The 16,284-nt window shown below is 64.1% G+C and carries 14 protein-coding genes; 3 read left to right on the forward strand and 11 right to left on the reverse strand.

The window, feature by feature from the left end; all coding sequences use genetic code 11:
- Nucleotides 1-19: 19 nt before the first annotated feature.
- Complete coding sequence (cysK, locus tag LQ788_RS13835) at nucleotides 20-946, reverse strand: cysteine synthase A (protein ID WP_231441891.1); 927 nt, start codon at nucleotides 944-946, stop codon at nucleotides 20-22.
- Nucleotides 947-1,431: 485 nt separating this feature from the next.
- Here cysK and def point away from each other — a divergent pair, with 485 nt between their 5' ends.
- A complete protein-coding gene (gene def / locus LQ788_RS13840; protein WP_231441893.1) occupies nucleotides 1,432-2,007 on the forward strand; it encodes a peptide deformylase in 576 nt (191 codons plus the stop codon).
- Between the two features lie 36 nt (nucleotides 2,008-2,043).
- Here def and LQ788_RS13845 read toward each other — a convergent pair whose 3' ends face one another.
- The 10 genes from LQ788_RS13845 to LQ788_RS13890 form a co-directional block, all read right to left on the reverse strand.
- The gene (locus LQ788_RS13845) at nucleotides 2,044-3,153 is read right to left on the reverse strand and encodes a hypothetical protein (RefSeq protein ID WP_231441895.1); all 1,110 of its coding nucleotides are present in this window, start codon (nucleotides 3,151-3,153) and stop codon (nucleotides 2,044-2,046) included.
- Between the two features lie 215 nt (nucleotides 3,154-3,368).
- Nucleotides 3,369-4,850, reverse strand: a complete 1,482-nt coding sequence (gene gatB / locus LQ788_RS13850; protein WP_231441897.1) for an Asp-tRNA(Asn)/Glu-tRNA(Gln) amidotransferase subunit GatB — start codon at nucleotides 4,848-4,850, stop codon at nucleotides 3,369-3,371.
- A complete protein-coding gene (gene gatA, locus LQ788_RS13855) occupies nucleotides 4,847-6,349 on the reverse strand; it encodes an Asp-tRNA(Asn)/Glu-tRNA(Gln) amidotransferase subunit GatA (RefSeq protein ID WP_231447432.1) in 1,503 nt (500 codons plus the stop codon). The genes gatB and gatA overlap by 4 nt, the downstream gene beginning before the upstream one ends.
- Nucleotides 6,349-6,654, reverse strand: a complete 306-nt coding sequence (gene gatC, locus LQ788_RS13860) for an Asp-tRNA(Asn)/Glu-tRNA(Gln) amidotransferase subunit GatC (RefSeq protein ID WP_009882665.1) — start codon at nucleotides 6,652-6,654, stop codon at nucleotides 6,349-6,351. The genes gatA and gatC overlap by 1 nt, the downstream gene beginning before the upstream one ends.
- Before the next feature lie 145 nt (nucleotides 6,655-6,799).
- Nucleotides 6,800-7,339 (reverse strand): hypothetical protein, encoded by a 540-nt coding sequence (locus LQ788_RS13865; RefSeq protein WP_231441899.1) that lies wholly within the window; start codon nucleotides 7,337-7,339, stop codon nucleotides 6,800-6,802.
- Between the two features lie 73 nt (nucleotides 7,340-7,412).
- Nucleotides 7,413-9,602, reverse strand: coding sequence for an NAD-dependent DNA ligase LigA (gene ligA, locus LQ788_RS13870; RefSeq protein ID WP_231441901.1), 2,190 nt, complete (start codon nucleotides 9,600-9,602; stop codon nucleotides 7,413-7,415).
- Complete coding sequence (locus tag LQ788_RS13875; RefSeq protein ID WP_231441903.1) at nucleotides 9,599-10,753, reverse strand: uroporphyrinogen decarboxylase/cobalamine-independent methonine synthase family protein; 1,155 nt, start codon at nucleotides 10,751-10,753, stop codon at nucleotides 9,599-9,601. Before LQ788_RS13875 ends, ligA begins: the two co-directional genes overlap by 4 nt.
- Nucleotides 10,746-12,758: a prolyl oligopeptidase family serine peptidase gene (locus tag LQ788_RS13880; RefSeq protein WP_231441905.1), complete on the reverse strand. Its 2,013-nt coding sequence runs from the start codon at nucleotides 12,756-12,758 to the stop codon at nucleotides 10,746-10,748. The genes LQ788_RS13875 and LQ788_RS13880 overlap by 8 nt, the downstream gene beginning before the upstream one ends.
- 84 nt (nucleotides 12,759-12,842) lie before the next feature.
- Nucleotides 12,843-14,036, reverse strand: a complete 1,194-nt coding sequence (gene mnmA / locus LQ788_RS13885; RefSeq protein ID WP_009882674.1) for a tRNA 2-thiouridine(34) synthase MnmA — start codon at nucleotides 14,034-14,036, stop codon at nucleotides 12,843-12,845.
- The gene (locus LQ788_RS13890; protein WP_231441907.1) at nucleotides 14,033-15,244 is read right to left on the reverse strand and encodes a cysteine desulfurase family protein; all 1,212 of its coding nucleotides are present in this window, start codon (nucleotides 15,242-15,244) and stop codon (nucleotides 14,033-14,035) included. The genes mnmA and LQ788_RS13890 overlap by 4 nt, the downstream gene beginning before the upstream one ends.
- A gap of 124 nt (nucleotides 15,245-15,368) precedes the next feature.
- Between LQ788_RS13890 and LQ788_RS13895 the strand changes: the two genes are divergently transcribed.
- Together LQ788_RS13895 and LQ788_RS13900 are read left to right on the forward strand one after the other, a co-directional pair.
- Nucleotides 15,369-15,719: a hypothetical protein gene (locus LQ788_RS13895; protein ID WP_231441909.1), complete on the forward strand. Its 351-nt coding sequence runs from the start codon at nucleotides 15,369-15,371 to the stop codon at nucleotides 15,717-15,719.
- On the forward strand, nucleotides 15,716-16,183 hold the full coding sequence (locus LQ788_RS13900; protein WP_231441911.1) for a hypothetical protein: 468 nt from the start codon (nucleotides 15,716-15,718) through the stop codon (nucleotides 16,181-16,183). Before LQ788_RS13895 ends, LQ788_RS13900 begins: the two co-directional genes overlap by 4 nt.
- The last annotated feature ends 101 nt before the right edge of the window (nucleotides 16,184-16,284 follow it).

The raw sequence follows: 16,284 nt of genomic DNA on the forward strand, positions 1-16,284 counted from the left end.
TCAGTCGAACCTGCTCTGCTCAGTCCATGTACTCGGCGAACAGCGGTGTGGTCAGGTAGCGCTCACCGAAGTCGGGCAGGATGACGACGATGCGCTTGCCTGCGTTTTCCGGGCGAGCACCCAGCTCTTCGGCCGCCACGAGTGCAGCACCCGAGGAGATTCCGACGAGCAGTCCCTCTTCCTTGGCAACCTCGCGGGCGCGGGAGAAGGCATCATCGTTTTCGATGGTGACGACTTCGTCGTAGATCTTGGTATCGAGTACGCCGGGGACGAAGTTGGCGCCCAGGCCCTGGATCATGTGAGGGCCGGCAGCTCCGCCGGAGAGCAGTGCCGAGGCAGCGGGCTCAACGGCAACGATCTTGACGTCGGGGTTGGCCTCGCGCAGGGCGGCTCCGGCACCGGTGATGGTTCCGCCGGTTCCGATGCCCGAGACGAAGATGTCGACCTTGCCGTCGGTGTCGGCGAGGATCTCGGGACCCGTGGTCTTGCGGTGGATGTCAGCGTTGGCCTGGTTTTCGAACTGGCGGACCAGCACTGCACCGTCGGCGGCGATCTCTTCGGCCTTCTCGACAGCGCCCTTCATACCCTGGGCCTTGTCGGTGAGGACGAGCTCGGCGCCGAATGCGCGCAGCAGTGCACGGCGTTCCTTCGACATGGATTCCGGCATGGTCAGCTGAACCTTGTAGCCACGTGAGGTGCCCACCATCGCCAACGCGATTCCGGTGTTGCCGGAGGTGGCTTCGACGATCGTTCCGCCCGGCTTGAGGTCGCCAGAGGCTTCGGCGGCATCGATCATTGCGACGCCGATGCGGTCCTTGACCGAGTTCGCGGGGTTATAGGATTCGAGCTTCGCAACGATCTCCGCGCCGGAGCGTTCGCTGGCCTTGTTCACACGAATCAGCGGGGTGCGGCCGACCAGTTCGGAAACATTGTTGAAGATGGTCAAGACATGTCCTTTCACGCTTATTTGTTCGCCCGGTACTGAGGGCTGTGACGAAGACGTCACGCAACCACCAGCCAAAGGCTTCAGCTGCTGATCTCGTCTCGTGGACCGAGACGGTTCGACACCATCATAACCACCCGCCATCTGCGGATGTTCCCGATATGGTTGCTCAACAATCCATGTTCGCTTCCGGCGAAATATGTTGTCATTGCGCGTCATATGCACTTAACTGCCCATTCTGCTTAGCAGCACCAGCCTCTCTCGGTGATCGAACCGCTGAACAATCGGGCACGAAAGCGCCAATGCAGCTTCCCTCGGCAACATCTCGCAAGAGCCGATAGACGGGTGTGAATCTGAGACGCCGAGGCGGACATGGGACAGCCGATCGGTCTGCGAGATCCCGACGGGCTGGTCACGAGGCGGCGCACCTGGATGAGCCTGCTTCCCTGCGACACGATGCTGTAAGGAAAGCCGATACGATTGTCCTCATGGCTATTCATCCCATCGTCATCTACGGCGAGCCCGTGCTGCATCAGCGTGCAGAGAAGATCACCGACTTCGACGAGGAGCTCGCAACCCTGATCGCCGATATGCACGAGACTCTCGATGCCAGCAACGGGGTCGGTCTGGCCGCTCCCCAGATCGGCGTGGGCAAACGCATCTTCGTCTTCAACGCGGAGGACGAAGAGGCGGGAGTTCGTCGACGCGGCACATTTATCAACCCGCTGCTCATCGCCTCGAAGGTGCCCGACACCCGCCCCGATCCTGATGAGGAGACGGAAGGCTGCCTCTCCGTACCCAGCTTGGACTTTCCGCTCAAGCGCGCGGACCGCGTCACGGTCAACGGTCTCGATGAGACCGGGCAGTCGGTGTCACTGACCGCTGAAGGCTGGTTCGCCCGCATCATGCAGCACGAATACGACCACCTGCAGGGCACGCTCTACGTGGATCGACTCGACAAGCGCTGGTCGAAGAAGTGGAAGAAAGAGCAGTCGGCCAACGGCTACAACGTGCCCGGACGTTCATGGACACCGGGCGTCGACCCTGATCCCTTCGGCCACTGAGCCGGCACTGATTCAGACGTAGTGACGCTCGTCGGATCACTCCAAGCGGCGGTTGTCCTTCGGGTCGGTCTTCGCAGCAGGCGATGACGAAGGCGTGGGTTCGAGCGCGTCGACCGACTCCTGGGCCGCTGCCAGACGTGAGTCGAAATCATCGAAGTCGTCTGCGGTCTGCTCAAGCTCGGCGACAAGCCCCGAGATGATCGAGGACTGCGACTCGGCGTCGATCCGCAGTTCCCTGAACTGCCAGTCAGCGGAGTCATCGGCGGCCGTCCGTGACAGTACGTCGAGGACGCGGTCGCCGAGTTCACGTGAGCGTTCTGAGTTTTGAAGCAGCATGAGCTGCTCGTCGAGAGCGATGAGATGCTCATAGTACTCATGCATCGACAGCACACGGTTGGCCATCGAGGTGAAGGCCACAGCAAGCTTCGACAGGTATGTCTCCACCGACTTTGCGGTCCCCGCGTCCCTGATGCTCTCGATCTCCTCACGCAGCCGGACCAGTTCGGCCAGCCGTACACCGATCGAGGCGACAGCATGGTCAAGGTCGACACGTGAGACGTGGTCGCGCAGGATCGGGTGGGTCCAGGCACGAGTCCGGACGATCTTGCGCGCAATGGTCACGGCGAGGTGGAACAGTCGCTGTTCGTCGGTATCGCGGCCTTCCTTGCGGCCAGGCTGGAATCCCAGTGAGGCGGGCGTGATCCACTGTGCCTGTCCGACCTGCTGACGGTTCTTGCGGCTCAGACGTTTGGGGTCTCGAAAGTACTTCGGGGCGGTGACTGCGGCGAACACGCCGGTGCCGACAGCGGTCGTTCCTCCGAGCACACCGAACATCAGTGCAGCATCGGCGAAGCCGGACAACAGCGCCAGGCTGCCGGGTGCGGCGAAGCCCGCTGTCACAGCGGCGCCGGTTCCGGTGCCACCTTTGAACAGCATGCTGGAGCGGAAGAAGTTCCGACGCATTCCACCGGTGAGCATGATCGCGCTGGGGGCACCGGCGGTATAGCGATACCCGCGAGCGTTCCAGGCCTGCATGATGTCCTGATTGACGCTTTCGGGCACGAGAACCCGGTAGATCGGGATCGACTTCCCGCATTCGCTCTTCCACAACGACTTCCACGACTGGGACACCGCATTCACCTCCACGTACGGATGGCACCCTCACGCCGGCCGCCGGAAAACTGCCCGGTCGAGTCGGCGTCCGGTCCGGCAGAATGCGAACAGCCACACCCTCCGGACTTCTTTGGTATCCGAGTCTAGAGGGTGTGGCTGGATCAATCCTGAGTTCTGTTCAGACGCTTACATCTGTTCAGATGCTTATATCTGTTCAGTCGTCTGATTCAGTTCAGACGCCTGTGAACTCAACCGTTGATCTTGGCAAGGATCAGGTCCTTGGCCTTTCCGGCATCGGCCTGACCGCGGGTGGCCTTCATGATCGGTCCCATCAGAGCGCCGATGGCCTGCATCTTTCCGCCCTTGATCTTCTCGACCACATCGGGGTTCGCGGCGATCGCTTCCTCGACGGCAGCCTCGAGAGCTCCGGTGTCTTCGACGATTTCGAGACCACGGGCACTCATCACCTCGGCGGGTTCGCCTTCTCCGTCGGCCACGGCGGTGAGGACGTCCTTCGCGAGTTTGTCATTGAGCTTGCCGTCATTGATGAGCCCGATCAGGGCAGCGACCTGTGCCGGTGCGACGAGATCGGAGGGGTGCTGGTCCTTCTGATTGGCCAGTCTGGCCACTTCACCGGTCCACCATTTGCGTGCTGCTGCAGGCTTCGCACCAGCGGTCACGGTGTCTTCGATGGCTTCGAGCAGACCAGCGTTGACGATGTCTCGCATCTCCAGATCGCTGAACCCCCACACGCCTGCCAGACGGCGGCGCTTCTGGGCTGGCAGCTCGGGCAGGGTAGCCCGCAGCTCTTCGACCCACTCGCGGCTGGGCACGAGTGGAACGAGGTCCGGCTCCGGGAAGTACCGGTAGTCGTCGGCATCGGACTTCGGGCGTCCCGATGAGGTCTCACCCGTTCCCTCATGGAAGTGACGGGTCTCCTGCACGATTGTCTCTCCGGCTTCGAGACGGGTCGCCTGACGGGCGATCTCGTAGCGGACCGCGCGTTCGATCGAGCGGAAGGAGTTGACGTTCTTCGTCTCTGTGCGGGTGCCCAGTGGAGCATCGGGGCTCTCGCGCAGGGAGACGTTGACGTCGGCACGGACGTTGCCCTGTTCCATGCGTGCCTCCGAGACATCGAGGGCACGGAAGATGTCACGCAGGGTTCGCACATAGGTGGAGGCCACCTCGGCGGCCCGTTCCCCTGTCCCGGTGATCGGGTGGGTCACGATCTCAACGAGGGGCACACCGGCACGGTTGTAGTCGACCAGGGAATGGTCGGCTCCGTGGATACGGCCGGTGGCGCCGCCGATGTGGGTGTTCTTGCCGGCGTCTTCCTCCATGTGAGCACGCTCGACCGGGATGGTGAACATCGTGCCGTCTTCGAGCTCGACCTCGACCGAGCCTTCAGCGGCGATGGGCTCATCAGACTGGCTGGTCTGGAAATCTTTGGGCACGTCCGGGTAGAAGTAGTTCTTCCGGGCGAAGCGGCAGGTCTCTGCGATTTCGCAGCCCAGTGCCAGGCCGATCTTGATCGCGTACTCCACGCCCTTCTCATTGACGACGGGAAGGGAGCCGGGCAGGCCTAGAGAGGTGGGAGTGATATTGGTGTTCGGTCCCCCGCCGAAGGTGTTGGGTGCGGCGTCGAACATCTTCGTCGCGGTGCCCAGTTCGACGTGGACTTCGATGCCGATGACCGGATCGTACTTCTTGATCGCGTCTTCGTATTTCACTTGGTGGTCAGTCCTTCCGCAAGAGTATCGAGCACACGAGATCCGGAGGCTTCCAAAGCGGCTTCGAGCGGGCCGGCCACCTCGTACATCTTCACGTCCTGTCGTGCCGGGGCGAGGATCTGGAATCCGACGGGCAGACCATCGGACAGTCCTGCCGGCAGCGACAGGCCGGGGATTCCGGCGAGGTTGGCCGGAATCGTCGCCACGTCGCCCAGGTAGAGGGCCATCGGGTCGGATGCCGCCTCGGCACCGAACTTCAGGGCCGTCGTCGGAGCTGTCGGCGAGACGAGGACGTCACAGGATTCGAAGGCCTTGGCGAAGTCGTTCTGCACCAGGGTGCGGATCTTCTGCGCCGAGCCGTAGTAGGCGTCGTAGTAGCCAGCCGACAGCGCGTAGGTGCCGAGGATGATGCGACGCTTGACCTCGGCGCCGAATCCTGCGGCACGGGTCGCTGACATGACCGTCTCTGCGGTGACCGGACCGGATTCGGGCTCGACGCGCAGGCCGTAGCGCATGCCGTCGTAGCGTGCCAGATTCGATGACACCTCGGAGGGCATGAGGAGGTAGTAGGCATCGAGGGCGTAGGAGATCGACGGGCAGTCGACCTCGACGATCTCGGCACCAGCGGCTGCAGCCACGTCGAGGGCAGCGGAGAAGGCATCGCGGACGCCGTCCTGGTAGCCCTCGCCGCGCAGCTGCTTGATGACACCGAGCTTCTTGCCCTTGAGGTCCGAAGTCTGTGCCGCGGAGAGGAAACCTGCCACCGGGTCGGGCAGCGAGGTTGAGTCGAGCGGATCATGACCGGCGAGCAGTTCGTGCAGAACCGCGGCGTCGGCGACATTGCGGCCCATCGGGCCGACCTGATCGAGGCTCGAGGCCATGGCGATGATGCCGAAGCGCGAGATCGAGCCATAGGTCGGCTTCACACCGACGGTGCCGGTGAACGCTGCGGGCTGTCGCACCGATCCGCCGGTGTCGGTGCCGATCGACAGTGGAGCTTGGAAACCGGCGAGTGCTGCTGCCGCGCCTCCGGAGGATCCGCCGGGCACGTGCTCGAGGTTCCAGGGGTTGCGGGTGGTGCCGAAGGCCGAATGCTCGGTCGTCGACCCCATGGCGAACTCGTCGAGGTTGGTCTTGCCCAGGACCGGAAGTCCGGCGGCCTTGACCTTGTTGTGCACGGTCGATTCGTAGGGCGGGACCCAGTTCTCGAGCATCTTCGACGCGGCGGTTGTGGCCACGCCTTCGGTGACGATGAGGTCCTTGAGCGCGACCGGCACTCCGGCCAGTGCGTGGACTTCCTCGCTGGCGCTGCGCTTGGCATCGACGGCCTTGGCGGTCTCAAGTGCGAGATCGTCGGTGACGGTGATGAATGAACCGAAGTCTGCTTCGGTGGCGTGGATGCGGTCCAGGTGAGCCTGGGTCACCTCGACGGAGGAGAACTCGCCGGCTTTCAGTCCTGCGGCGAGTTCGAGGGCGCTCTTGGTGGTGAGTTCGTTCATCATTCCTCCCCGAGGATCTGTGGGACGAGGAATTTGTCATCGGCGGATGCTGGTGCCGAGGCCAGAGCCTGCTCGCTGGTCAGGGTCTCGCCCACGACATCGGGGCGCAGCACGTTCGACAGTGCGATCGGGTGGCTGGTCGCCGGCACATCGTCGCCGGCCACTTCGTTGACCCTGGCGACATTGCTCAAAATGGTGCTCAGGTCACCGGCGAGCGACTTCAGCTCGTCTTCGCCCATGGCGATCCGAGACAGCGAGGCCAAATGCTCGACTTGTTCGGGGGTGATTGCGGAGGACTCCGTCATTCCCTGCCTTTCATCGGTCTGTTTACTCGTCAGCAAGTCTAGTCTCTTTGCCGGACCTGTTCTGATGGGATCGATGTGAGGTTGTCCGAGCATCATTGCTCAGCTGCGTCGAGGCGCACGGGTCTCGCCGGGTAGGGTTCCGAACTCAGGCGACGGTGCGCTCTGGCCAGGTGCGTTCGCCCTTGATGTAGCTCGAAAGCTCGCTGAGCACCCTGTCTGCGTCCGCCTGGGTGTATTCACCGGCGTCAACACCGGTCTGCAGGTCGTGCGCAAGATCTGAGACACGAGATTGGGCGTCGGCAACGGTGTGTGCGACCAAGCCCGCCGAATCTCCGGCCCCCACGGCGAGGTCGCTGGCCTGCACGGCGACGTCGCTGGCCTGCGATCCGGTGCCTGTTGCTTCACTGGGGCCTCCGTGCAGACGGTACTGATCGTTCGGCTGCTCACCGTTGGACTCTTCGTCGTGAGAGGTTTCGTTGTCGACACCGTCGCGGTCGTCGCCACGCGTCCTCACTGGTGCAAGAAGCTCCGAGGTCGAACCGGAGAGTGCGGGGGCCGCGCGTTTGATCGGCGGCTGCCCCGGATTGAGGACGAAGTCGGCGATACCGGCTGTCACCGGTGCGGTGGTGAGTACAGCGGCGAGGACGACAGCAGTACCAGCGACCAACCGCGGGATTGATTTCATGCCTTCACTCTTTCAGACTCAGCTGTCTCCCCACTTGATTATGCCTGTGACGATCCTGAAACTCGATGGCCGATCAGTCCACGTTTCCGGTCTCCAGGAGTGTGCGGAAGGTGTCCTCGTCGAGGACTCTGACTCCCAAAGATTCGGCCTTCTCCAACTTCGATCCCGCGTTCTCACCGGCCACCACGTAGTCCGTCTTCTTGGACACGGAGCTTGCCGCCTTGCCGCCGGCGCCGAGGATCGCTTCCTTGATCCCGTCCCGGGTGAATGTGCTCAGCGAACCAGTGGCCACGATCGTCAGGCCCTCCAAGGTCTGTGCCCCCGCTTCCTGCTCCTCATCTTCCATCCGCACACCGGCTTCGGCCCAGGCCTCGACGATTTCGACATGCCAATCGACGGCGAACCAGTCGCGGATGCTCGCTGCGATCGTCGAACCGATGCCGTCGACGGCCGAGAGCTCCTCGAGTTCGGCCGCCCGGATCGCTTCAAGGGTGCGAAAGTGTGCGGCCAGGGTTCGTGCAGCAGTCGGTCCCACGTGCCTGATCGAGAGCGCGACGAGGGCTCGCCACAGGTCCTGGTCCTTGGCCTTGTCGAGTTCGTCGAAGAGCTTCTTCGTATTCGCGCTCGGGGCGCTGGGCTTCTTCGCTGTAGGGCGCGTGTAGAAGTAGGGCACCAGCTCGCGTTCCCCGGTCTCCACGCCCTTGACCTTCTTGTTCCTCCAGATCTTCACCTCGGCCAATTCCTCGGCTGTGAGATCGAAGAGGAACGCCTCCGAGGTCAGCGGCGGTGACTCGGGCTCGGCCGGTGCGGTCAATGCCAGCGCCGCCTCTTCGCCCAGGGCTTCGATGTCGAAGGCGGCGCGGGAGGCCAGGTAGAAGATGCGGTTGGCCAGCTGCGCGGGACAGGACCGGGCATTCGGGCAGCGCTTGTCCTTGTCCCCTGCCTTCTGCTCCCCCAGCTTCGTTCCGCAGGAGGGGCAGTGTGTGGGCATGACGAATTCGTATTCGCTGCCGTCACGCTGAGCGACCACCGGGCCGAGCACCTCGGGAATGACGTCACCCGCCTTGCGCAGGGTGACCGTGTCGCCGATGAGCACACCCTTGCGGGTGACCTCGTAGCCGTTGTGCAGGGTCGCTCGTTCCACCGTGGACCCGGCGACCGTGACCGGTTCCATTACCGCGAACGGGGTGACTCGTCCCGTCCTGCCCACCTGGACCTGGATGTCGAGGAGCTTCGTGGTGACCTCTTCGGGCGGGTATTTGAAGGCCGTGGCCCACCTCGGCGCACGTGAGGTATAGCCCAGGGTCTCCTGGACGGCGATGTCGTCGATCTTGATGACAATGCCGTCGATCTCATGGGTGACGTCGTGGCGGTGTTCGCCGTAGTAGGTGATGAAGTCTTCGATCTCATCGACGTTGTCCAACACCTTGAAGTATTCGCTGATGGGCAGACCCCAGGTCCGGAACTGCTCATAGACCTCGGACTGATGAGCCGGTTCGGGATGTGAGTCATCGGCCGGTGTCCACACCGCGATGCCGTGGACGAGCATGTGCAGGGGCCGCACAGCGGTGACGGCGGAATCCTTCTGGCGCAGGGATCCGGCGGCCGAGTTGCGGGGGTTCGCAAACGGGGCCTTGCCCTCTGCGACGAGGGCGGCGTTGAGTTCGGTGAACTTCTCCAGCGGGAAGAACACTTCTCCGCGGATCTCGACTTCGGCCGGCGGGTAGTCGGTGTCGAGCTTGTCGGGGATGTCGGAGATGGTGCGGACATTGGCGGTGATGTCTTCGCCGATTCGTCCGTCGCCTCGGGTGGCGGCGCGCACGAGTTCACCGTTGCGGTAGAGCAGGTTGACGGCGAGTCCATCGATCTTGAGTTCGCAGAGGAACTTCGACTTCGCCGAGGTGGCCGCCCGGACACGGTCGTACCATCCCCTCAGTTCCTCGAAGTCGAAGACATTGTCGAGGCTGTACATCCGACCGATGTGTTCGACCGGGTCGAAGGTGGAGGTGTCGACATTGCCGCCGACGGTCTGGGTCGGTGAGGAGTCGGTGACGAGTTCCGGGAACTTCCCCTCAAGGTCCTCAAGCCGGTGGACGAGGTCGTCGTATTCGGCGTCGGCGACCAGAGGCGAGTCGTCCTTGTAATAGGCAGCGCGCTGCTCTTCGATCTTCTCCACGAGCTCTGCATGAGCTTGGGCACGGGCCGTGGCGTCCGAGAGGTCAGACTTGTCGGACTCGCCGGAGTTGTCGGGCGTTTCGGTCATTCGATCTCCTCAAAGGCACGCCGCAGACCGGCGGCGATCATCATCGTTCCCGTGCTGATGTTCTTGGCACCATCTGCTGTGTCCCCCTCGACCGAGGTCAGCAGCGGTGGGTAGGTCAGCGGAAGCTCATCGCCCGCGAGGACGCCGAAATCACGCAGACTGGTCGTGCTCATGCCGATGCGGTTCCACGGCGTCATGATTCGGTTCAACCAGTGCTTGACCTCCTTCGGCCTCGATCCTGCGGCAGGCGGCAGTCCCATCCATGTTCCGATCCCGGCCTCGGAGATCATGGCCAGCTGTTCCCAACCGTGTGCCTTCAGGCTAGCCAACGGCACTGACACGGCGGTGGCACCGGAATTGCGGACCACCTCGGCGGCGGTGATCTCCTTGCCCTGCAGCGGCAGGGGGTCGAAGTCGGGGAGGCTGAGCAGCACCGGGGGCAGATGGCGCAGGGTCGACTGGAGTGCGGCGTAGACCTGGGCTTCGGGGATGGCGGGCAGGGTGGCCCAGCCGGAGACCGTGGGCCAGGTTCCGGTGAGGATCGGGTGCAGGCGGGTCTCGACGAGGCGGATCACAGGCTGCATCCCCAGTGAGGCCAGCTTGTCGGCGAACGCGGCAAGACCGAACGCGTAGGCCTGGATGACGTCGCGGCGAGCACCGTGGTCGGCGAGCACAGGCGCCCCGGAGGTCAGGCTCAGTGCCGTGACCAGGCTCCACGGTCCCGGGAGGGAGATCTGGACTTGGCCGGTGTAGCCGTCACCGTATTCGGCGATGGCGTCAAAAGCCTCGCTGAGGGCCGAGGATTCGAGTCGCTCGTCCTTGCCCGCCGCACTTGTCAGACGCCAGCCGAATGAGGCTCGGTCGACGTGAAGCTCGGTGAGGAGTCCGACGGCACGACCGATCGCGTCGGCACCCCACCGATCCTCGGAGCGATGGGCGCTCAGCGGCACCGGCGGCAGCTGTTCGCCGAGGTGGGTGAACGCTGCTGCGGCCGCTTCGCGGACGGGGCTGTTGGCGATGTAGCCCGCGGCACCGGACTTCGATCCCGCCCCGGTCTCTGGTCTGGGGCCCGGAATCCAGATACCGGTGGTCGTTCCGGCCGGTTCCAGGGCTGCTGCGGTGTCGGCCGGGGACGCGACAGGTTCAGCCATGGTTGCGGCTGCGTGGGATTCCGAAGACGTCGGCATAGAACCCGAACTCGCTTTCCAGGGAATCGATGATGGTTTCGGTGCGGACGAAGCCGTGGGATTCGCCCTTGTACAGACGGAAAATGTACTCCACTCCGGTCAGTTCCAACATATCGACGAAATCCTGGGCCTGATTGGGTGGGACGATCGGATCCCGATCGCCTTGCATGATCGCCACCGGGACTCTGATCTGGCTCGTGCGTCTGATCGGTGAGCGGGTGATGTAGGCGTCTTGGGCCTCCGGCCAGGGGCCGACCAAGCCGTCGATGTAATGCCGCTCGAAGTCGTGGGTGTCGACGACGAAGCGCATCAGGTCGGTGACCCCGAAATAGGAGGTGCCGCAGGCGAAGACGTCCGAGGAGGCCAAAGCGGTGAGCACGGTCCACCCTCCCGACGAGGCACCGGAGATCGCGATGCGATCCGGGTCGGCCAGCCCCTCGGCGACTAGAGCTTCGACCGCCGCGACGGCATCGGCGACGTCGACGATCCCCCATTGGCCGCGCAGTCGGTTGCGCCAGGCTCGGCCGTAGCCGGTCGAACCGCCGTAGTTGACCTCCATCACGCCGATGCCACGGGAGGTGAAGTAGCTGGATCGGGCCGACATGTCCGGGGTCGCCTGCCCTGTGGGCCCACCGTGGATGGAGATCACATAGGGCGGGAGCTCCCGGTCGAGGGCGGTGAATCTGGGGTTGTGCGGTGGGTGGATGACGACGGGAACGCCGCCGAGGACTCGGGTGCCAGGACGCGAGTAGTAGTCCTGATGAGCGTCGAGGCGTTCCTGCGCAATCTCGGTGAAGTTGCCGGTGACCCGGTCAACGGCGTAGAGAGCACCGGTCGAGTCCGCGGACTTGCCGGTCAGCAGCACATGGCTGTCGTTGAGATCGTGGAGTTCAAGGCTGCCGAACGGCGCTCCGGGCGGGGTGATCTCCTCGACGTCACCGCCGGTGGCATCGTTGGGCAAGAGTGGGAGACGTGCCCGGATCAGGGAGGCGGTGTCGGACTGGGAATGAGCCCAGATCTCCTCACCATCGCTGAGGTGCCAGTGGGTTCCCAGCTGCCAGAGGGGGCCGCCGATCTCGCCGCCGGTGTCGAGGACCGGTCGCAGCTCGGAGATGTCGAGGTGGTCAACGGAACTGTCTGCCTGGCCGGCTGGTCCCCGCGCTGCGGCCTGTCGGTCACGGACCAGGCAGTCGACCGGTTCGAAGTCCAGTGAGTACAGGCTCCAGGTTCCGCTGTGGTCGGAGCTGAGGATGAGCGAGGAGTCCGAGGTGAATTCGGGTTGCAGGAGGGAGACGTCGTGCCCGGCCAGCACTGCCACGGCCGGAATGTCGGAGGTGCGCACGTCGATGAGCCACAGGTTCGTCGAATCCCAGGGCATATTGGGATGTTCCCAGCCGATGAATGCCAACGTCGAACCGTCCGGAGACAGTCGGGGGCTGGCCATGAAGTAGGAATGACGTGAGAGCACATTCGTCGTCCCGTGCCGGGTGATGAGGACGATGGCGCGTTCCCGGCGCGTTGACCGGCAGTCTTCGCGCACGCACAGCAGACCCCAGCGCGTCATCGTCAGGTCACCGTAGCGGATGCGGCCAGAGGTGTCCGGGGTCAGCGCATGAGGAGCCTTGCCCGGAATGATCTGCCAGATCCGCTGGTCAGAGGCATTGACGAAGTAGATGACTTCGCTGTCGGGATCCAGGGCCCAGGCCGCTCCCCCGTATTCGTGCACCGAGGACCGGATGTTGAAGTCCGCTGGCAGCACCTGTTCCTTCAGGCCCGGATGCGAGAGCGTGGTCCGAACCAGCCCGGTGCGGGAATTCTCCGCCGGGACCTTCGTCGAGAAGTAGATGTGCTCACCACGGAAGGCGGCATCGAAGATCGGCGCGGAACCGGCAGCCACCTCCGCAGCGCTGAGCGGTGACGACCAGGTTCCGAAAGGTGCCGTGACGACATCTTGGGGAAATTCCTTCATACCCCCAGGTTAACGCAGGCGCGAGGCGCGCGACTCAGTCGCCGAGGTGGTCCGTGCCCTCAGACGCTGTGGCAGTCTTCGTCTTCAGACGCCGAGGCGGTCCTTGGCTGTCACGTCGATCGTGGCCTGTCCGAGAACTCGGGTTCCGCGGTAGATGACCATGGTCTGCCCGGGTGCGACGCCGGAGAGTTCTTCGTCGACGTCGATATGCATGAGCTGTCCGGCCGGTCGTGCGGCCGGAACCTCGACCTCGTCGACGATCGGGTTCACTTCGTGCTCGGGTGCCTCGGAGATGTAGTCACCGAGCCAGGCCCGAGCCGGAACGGGGTCGCTGTGGGCCCGAATCTGGACCTCGCAGTCGATGGCGGTCGCCGGTTCGCTGCCGATGTCGGTTGGTGCCGGACCGGCCCAGGTGGTGCGGATGCCGGTCAGGTGGGACACCGCGAGATCGCTGCGAGAACCCACCGTGACGGTGTTCGAGGCCGGGTCGAGACCGGTGACGAAGCGAGGCTGGCCATCGGCAGCGGGCTTCTGGATGCCCAGTCCCTTGCGCTGGCCGATGGTGTAGGTCATCGCACCGTCGTGTTCGCCCAGGGTCTCACCCTCGGCGTCTTTGATCAGGCCAGGACGCATGGGGATCTTATCTGCCAGCCATGCCTTCGTATCACCGTCGGGGATGAAGCAGATGTCATAGGAGTCGGGCTTGTTGGCCACGGAGAACCCACGTTCGGCCGCTTCGGCACGGACCTCGGCCTTCGAGGCAGTGGCACCGATCGGGAAGTAGCAGTGTTCGAGCTGATCGCCGGAGAGCACACCGAGGACGTAGGACTGGTCCTTGGCCAGGTCCTCACCGCGGTGGAGTTCCGGGAGACCGTTGTCATCGCGCAGCACCTCGGCGTAGTGGCCTGTGGCGATGGCGTCGAAGCCCAGTGCCAGGGCACGGTCGAGGAGGGCGGCGAACTTGATGCGCTCATTGCAGCGCATGCACGGGTTCGGTGTGCGTCCGGCCGCGTATTCGGCGATGAAGTCATCGACGATGTCTTCTTTGAATCGCTCGGAGAAGTCCCACACGTAGAAGGGGATGTCGAGCATCCCGGCTACGCGGTGGGCGTCCCGGGAGTCTTCGATGGTGCAGCACCCGCGTGAACCCGTGCGCAGGGTTCCGGGCATGCGGGACAGGGCGAGGTGGACGCCGACGACTTCGTGGCCGGCATCGACGGCGCGTGCTGCGGCGACCGAGGAGTCGACTCCGCCGGACATGGCGACGAGAATTTTCATGATGCTCCTTGCATCCAGCGGGGAGTGGCCGAGACCATTCCCGCTTGGTGTGCTTGTTCGACGACTTCGGGCAGGACCGCGAGAAGTCGATCGACTTCCTCTTCGGTCGAGTCGTGGCCGAGGCTGAATCGTTGGGCTGATCTGGCGACGTCTTCCTCCATGCCGCAGGCCAGCAACACGTGGGAGGGACGGGAGACCCCGGCCGAGCAGGCCGAGCCCGTCGAGGTCGCCAGTCCTCTCGCGTCGAGGCCGAAGAGGAGAGAGTCGCCCTCACATCCGGAGAATGTGAAGTGCGCGTTCGCGGGCAGCCTGCCCTCACCTCGGCGACCGGAGAGGGTGGCACCCTGGATCGTGTCTTCGATGCCGGCGATGAGCCGGTTGCGTAGGAACGAGAAGCGAGCGGCCCGAGCCTCGATGTCGGAAGTGGCGAGTTCGACGGCCTTGGCGAAGGCGACGGCGCCGGCCACGTCGAGCGTGCCCGAGCGGACTCCGCGTTCCTGACCGCCGCCGTGCAGGATCGGGGCCGGGGCTGCGCCGCGGTCGAGCAGCAGTGCGCCGATGCCCACGGGACCGCCGATCTTGTGGGCGGTGATCGACATGGCGGTGGCGCCGAGTTCGGCGAAGTTCAGCGGGATCTGGCCCAGTGCCTGCACCGCGTCGATGTGGAAGGGCACGCCGAGTTCCTTGGCTGCCGCGCCGATCTCGGCGATCGGCTGCAGAGTGCCGATCTCATTGTTCGCGGCCATGATGGAGATGAGTGCTGTGCGTTCTGGGGCGCTGCGCAGTTCGGCCAGGGCGGCATCGAGGTCGAGGTATCCCTCGTCGTCGACGTCGAGGTAGACGATTTCGGCACCCTGAGTGCCCAGCCATTCCACGGAGTCGAGGATTGCATGATGTTCGACCGTGGTGGTGAGCACGCGGGGGCGAACCGGGGCTTCGAAGGTGGAGTTGTTGCGGGCTAAGTAGAGGCCCTTGAGTGCGAAGTTATCGGCTTCTGTGCCGCCGGAGGTGAAGATGACCTCGGACGAGGTGGCAGCGCCGACACCGCGGGCAATGTCCTCACGAGCGGTCTCGATGCGCATTCGCGCGGCCTGTCCCACGGCGTGCAGAGCCGAGGGATTGGCCCGTCGGCTCAGCTCAGCGGTGTAGACGTCGAGCACCTCTGCCGGCATCGGCGAGGTGGCTGCGTGGTCAAGATAAATCGGCACTCTCCCTATTTTAGGCCGCGAACGGCACTTCGGCCAGGATCAGTGCCGCATCTCACCCGAGGCTCCGGGCAGATCCGGGCACCGCAGGTTCCGGGTGCATACCAGTGCCGACTAAACTGGGGCTGTGTTCACCGTTCTCACCTTCGTGCTCTATGCCGTCTCCGCCGTGCTGGCCATCTGGTCGATCGTCGAAACCATCCGCAACAAGCCCGCCGGCAAACTGCTGCTCGGTGCGACCGCGTTCCTTCTGCTGCTGCTCATCGTGCAGCTGGTGCTCTCGATCGTCACGTTCGGATCGACTCACGACATCGATCCGCTCCTGTACTTCGGCTACGTCATCACCGCGATCCTCGTCATCGCCCTGGCCGGCTTCTGGGCGTTTGCGGAACTGAGCAGGTGGGGACCCGGTGTGCTTGCGGCGGCAGGACTGACGGTGATCGTCATGATCGAGAGATTGGACCAGATTTGGCAGTGAAGAAGCGAGAAGAGATCGCCGCGGCGAAGCAGGAGAGGGCCGAGAAGCGCCGCCGTTCACCGTTCTCGGCGATGCATACCGGACCGGGTCGGGCACTGACTGCCGTCTACGGAGTCTTCGCGCTCTCGGCAACCGCACGTGCCGGCTATCAGGTCATCCGCGAGTTCGACGTGGCCCCGATTGCGTATTCGCTGTCCGTGCTCGCCGCCGTCATCTACATTGCGGCCACGGTCTGCCTGGTCATCGGCAACCGCGTCTCACACCGGACTGCGATCGCTGCCTGCCTCGCCGAATTCGTCGGCGTCATCGTCGTCGGCATCCTCAGCTTCACCCACCCCGAAGACTTCGCCAAACCCTCGGTGTGGTCATCCTTCGGCAGCGGCTACGGGTACATCCCACTCGTCCTGCCCCTCATCGGACTCTGGTGGCTCTTCCTCGTCGGACGCAGAATCCGCACCAGCTGACATCGCACCAGCTGAGCTCGCACCAAATGACAAGTCAGGCCCCACCTCGGCGGGGCCTGACTTGTCTTCTCACCTGACGTGGACTCTCACTCGATGCCTGA

Origin of the sequence: Brevibacterium zhoupengii (assembly GCF_021117425.1) — a bacterium.
Lineage (GTDB): Bacteria > Actinomycetota > Actinomycetes > Actinomycetales > Brevibacteriaceae > Brevibacterium > Brevibacterium zhoupengii.

Bases quoted from the DNA above. Each gene is read 5' to 3' on its own strand.
- def (WP_231441893.1), top strand. From the start codon at position 1,432: ATGGCTATTCATCCCATCGTCATCTACGGCGAGCCCGTGCTGCATCAG.
- gatA (WP_231447432.1), bottom strand. From the start codon at position 6,349: ATGAACGAACTCACCACCAAGAGCGCCCTCGAACTCGCCGCAGGACTG.
- gatC (WP_009882665.1), bottom strand. From the start codon at position 6,654: ATGACGGAGTCCTCCGCAATCACCCCCGAACAAGTCGAGCATTTGGCC.
- LQ788_RS13865 (WP_231441899.1), bottom strand. From the start codon at position 7,339: ATGAAATCAATCCCGCGGTTGGTCGCTGGTACTGCTGTCGTCCTCGCC.
- ligA (WP_231441901.1), bottom strand. From the start codon at position 9,602: ATGACCGAAACGCCCGACAACTCCGGCGAGTCCGACAAGTCTGACCTC.
- LQ788_RS13875 (WP_231441903.1), bottom strand. From the start codon at position 10,753: ATGGCTGAACCTGTCGCGTCCCCGGCCGACACCGCAGCAGCCCTGGAA.
- LQ788_RS13880 (WP_231441905.1), bottom strand. From the start codon at position 12,758: ATGAAGGAATTTCCCCAAGATGTCGTCACGGCACCTTTCGGAACCTGG.
- mnmA (WP_009882674.1), bottom strand. From the start codon at position 14,036: ATGAAAATTCTCGTCGCCATGTCCGGCGGAGTCGACTCCTCGGTCGCC.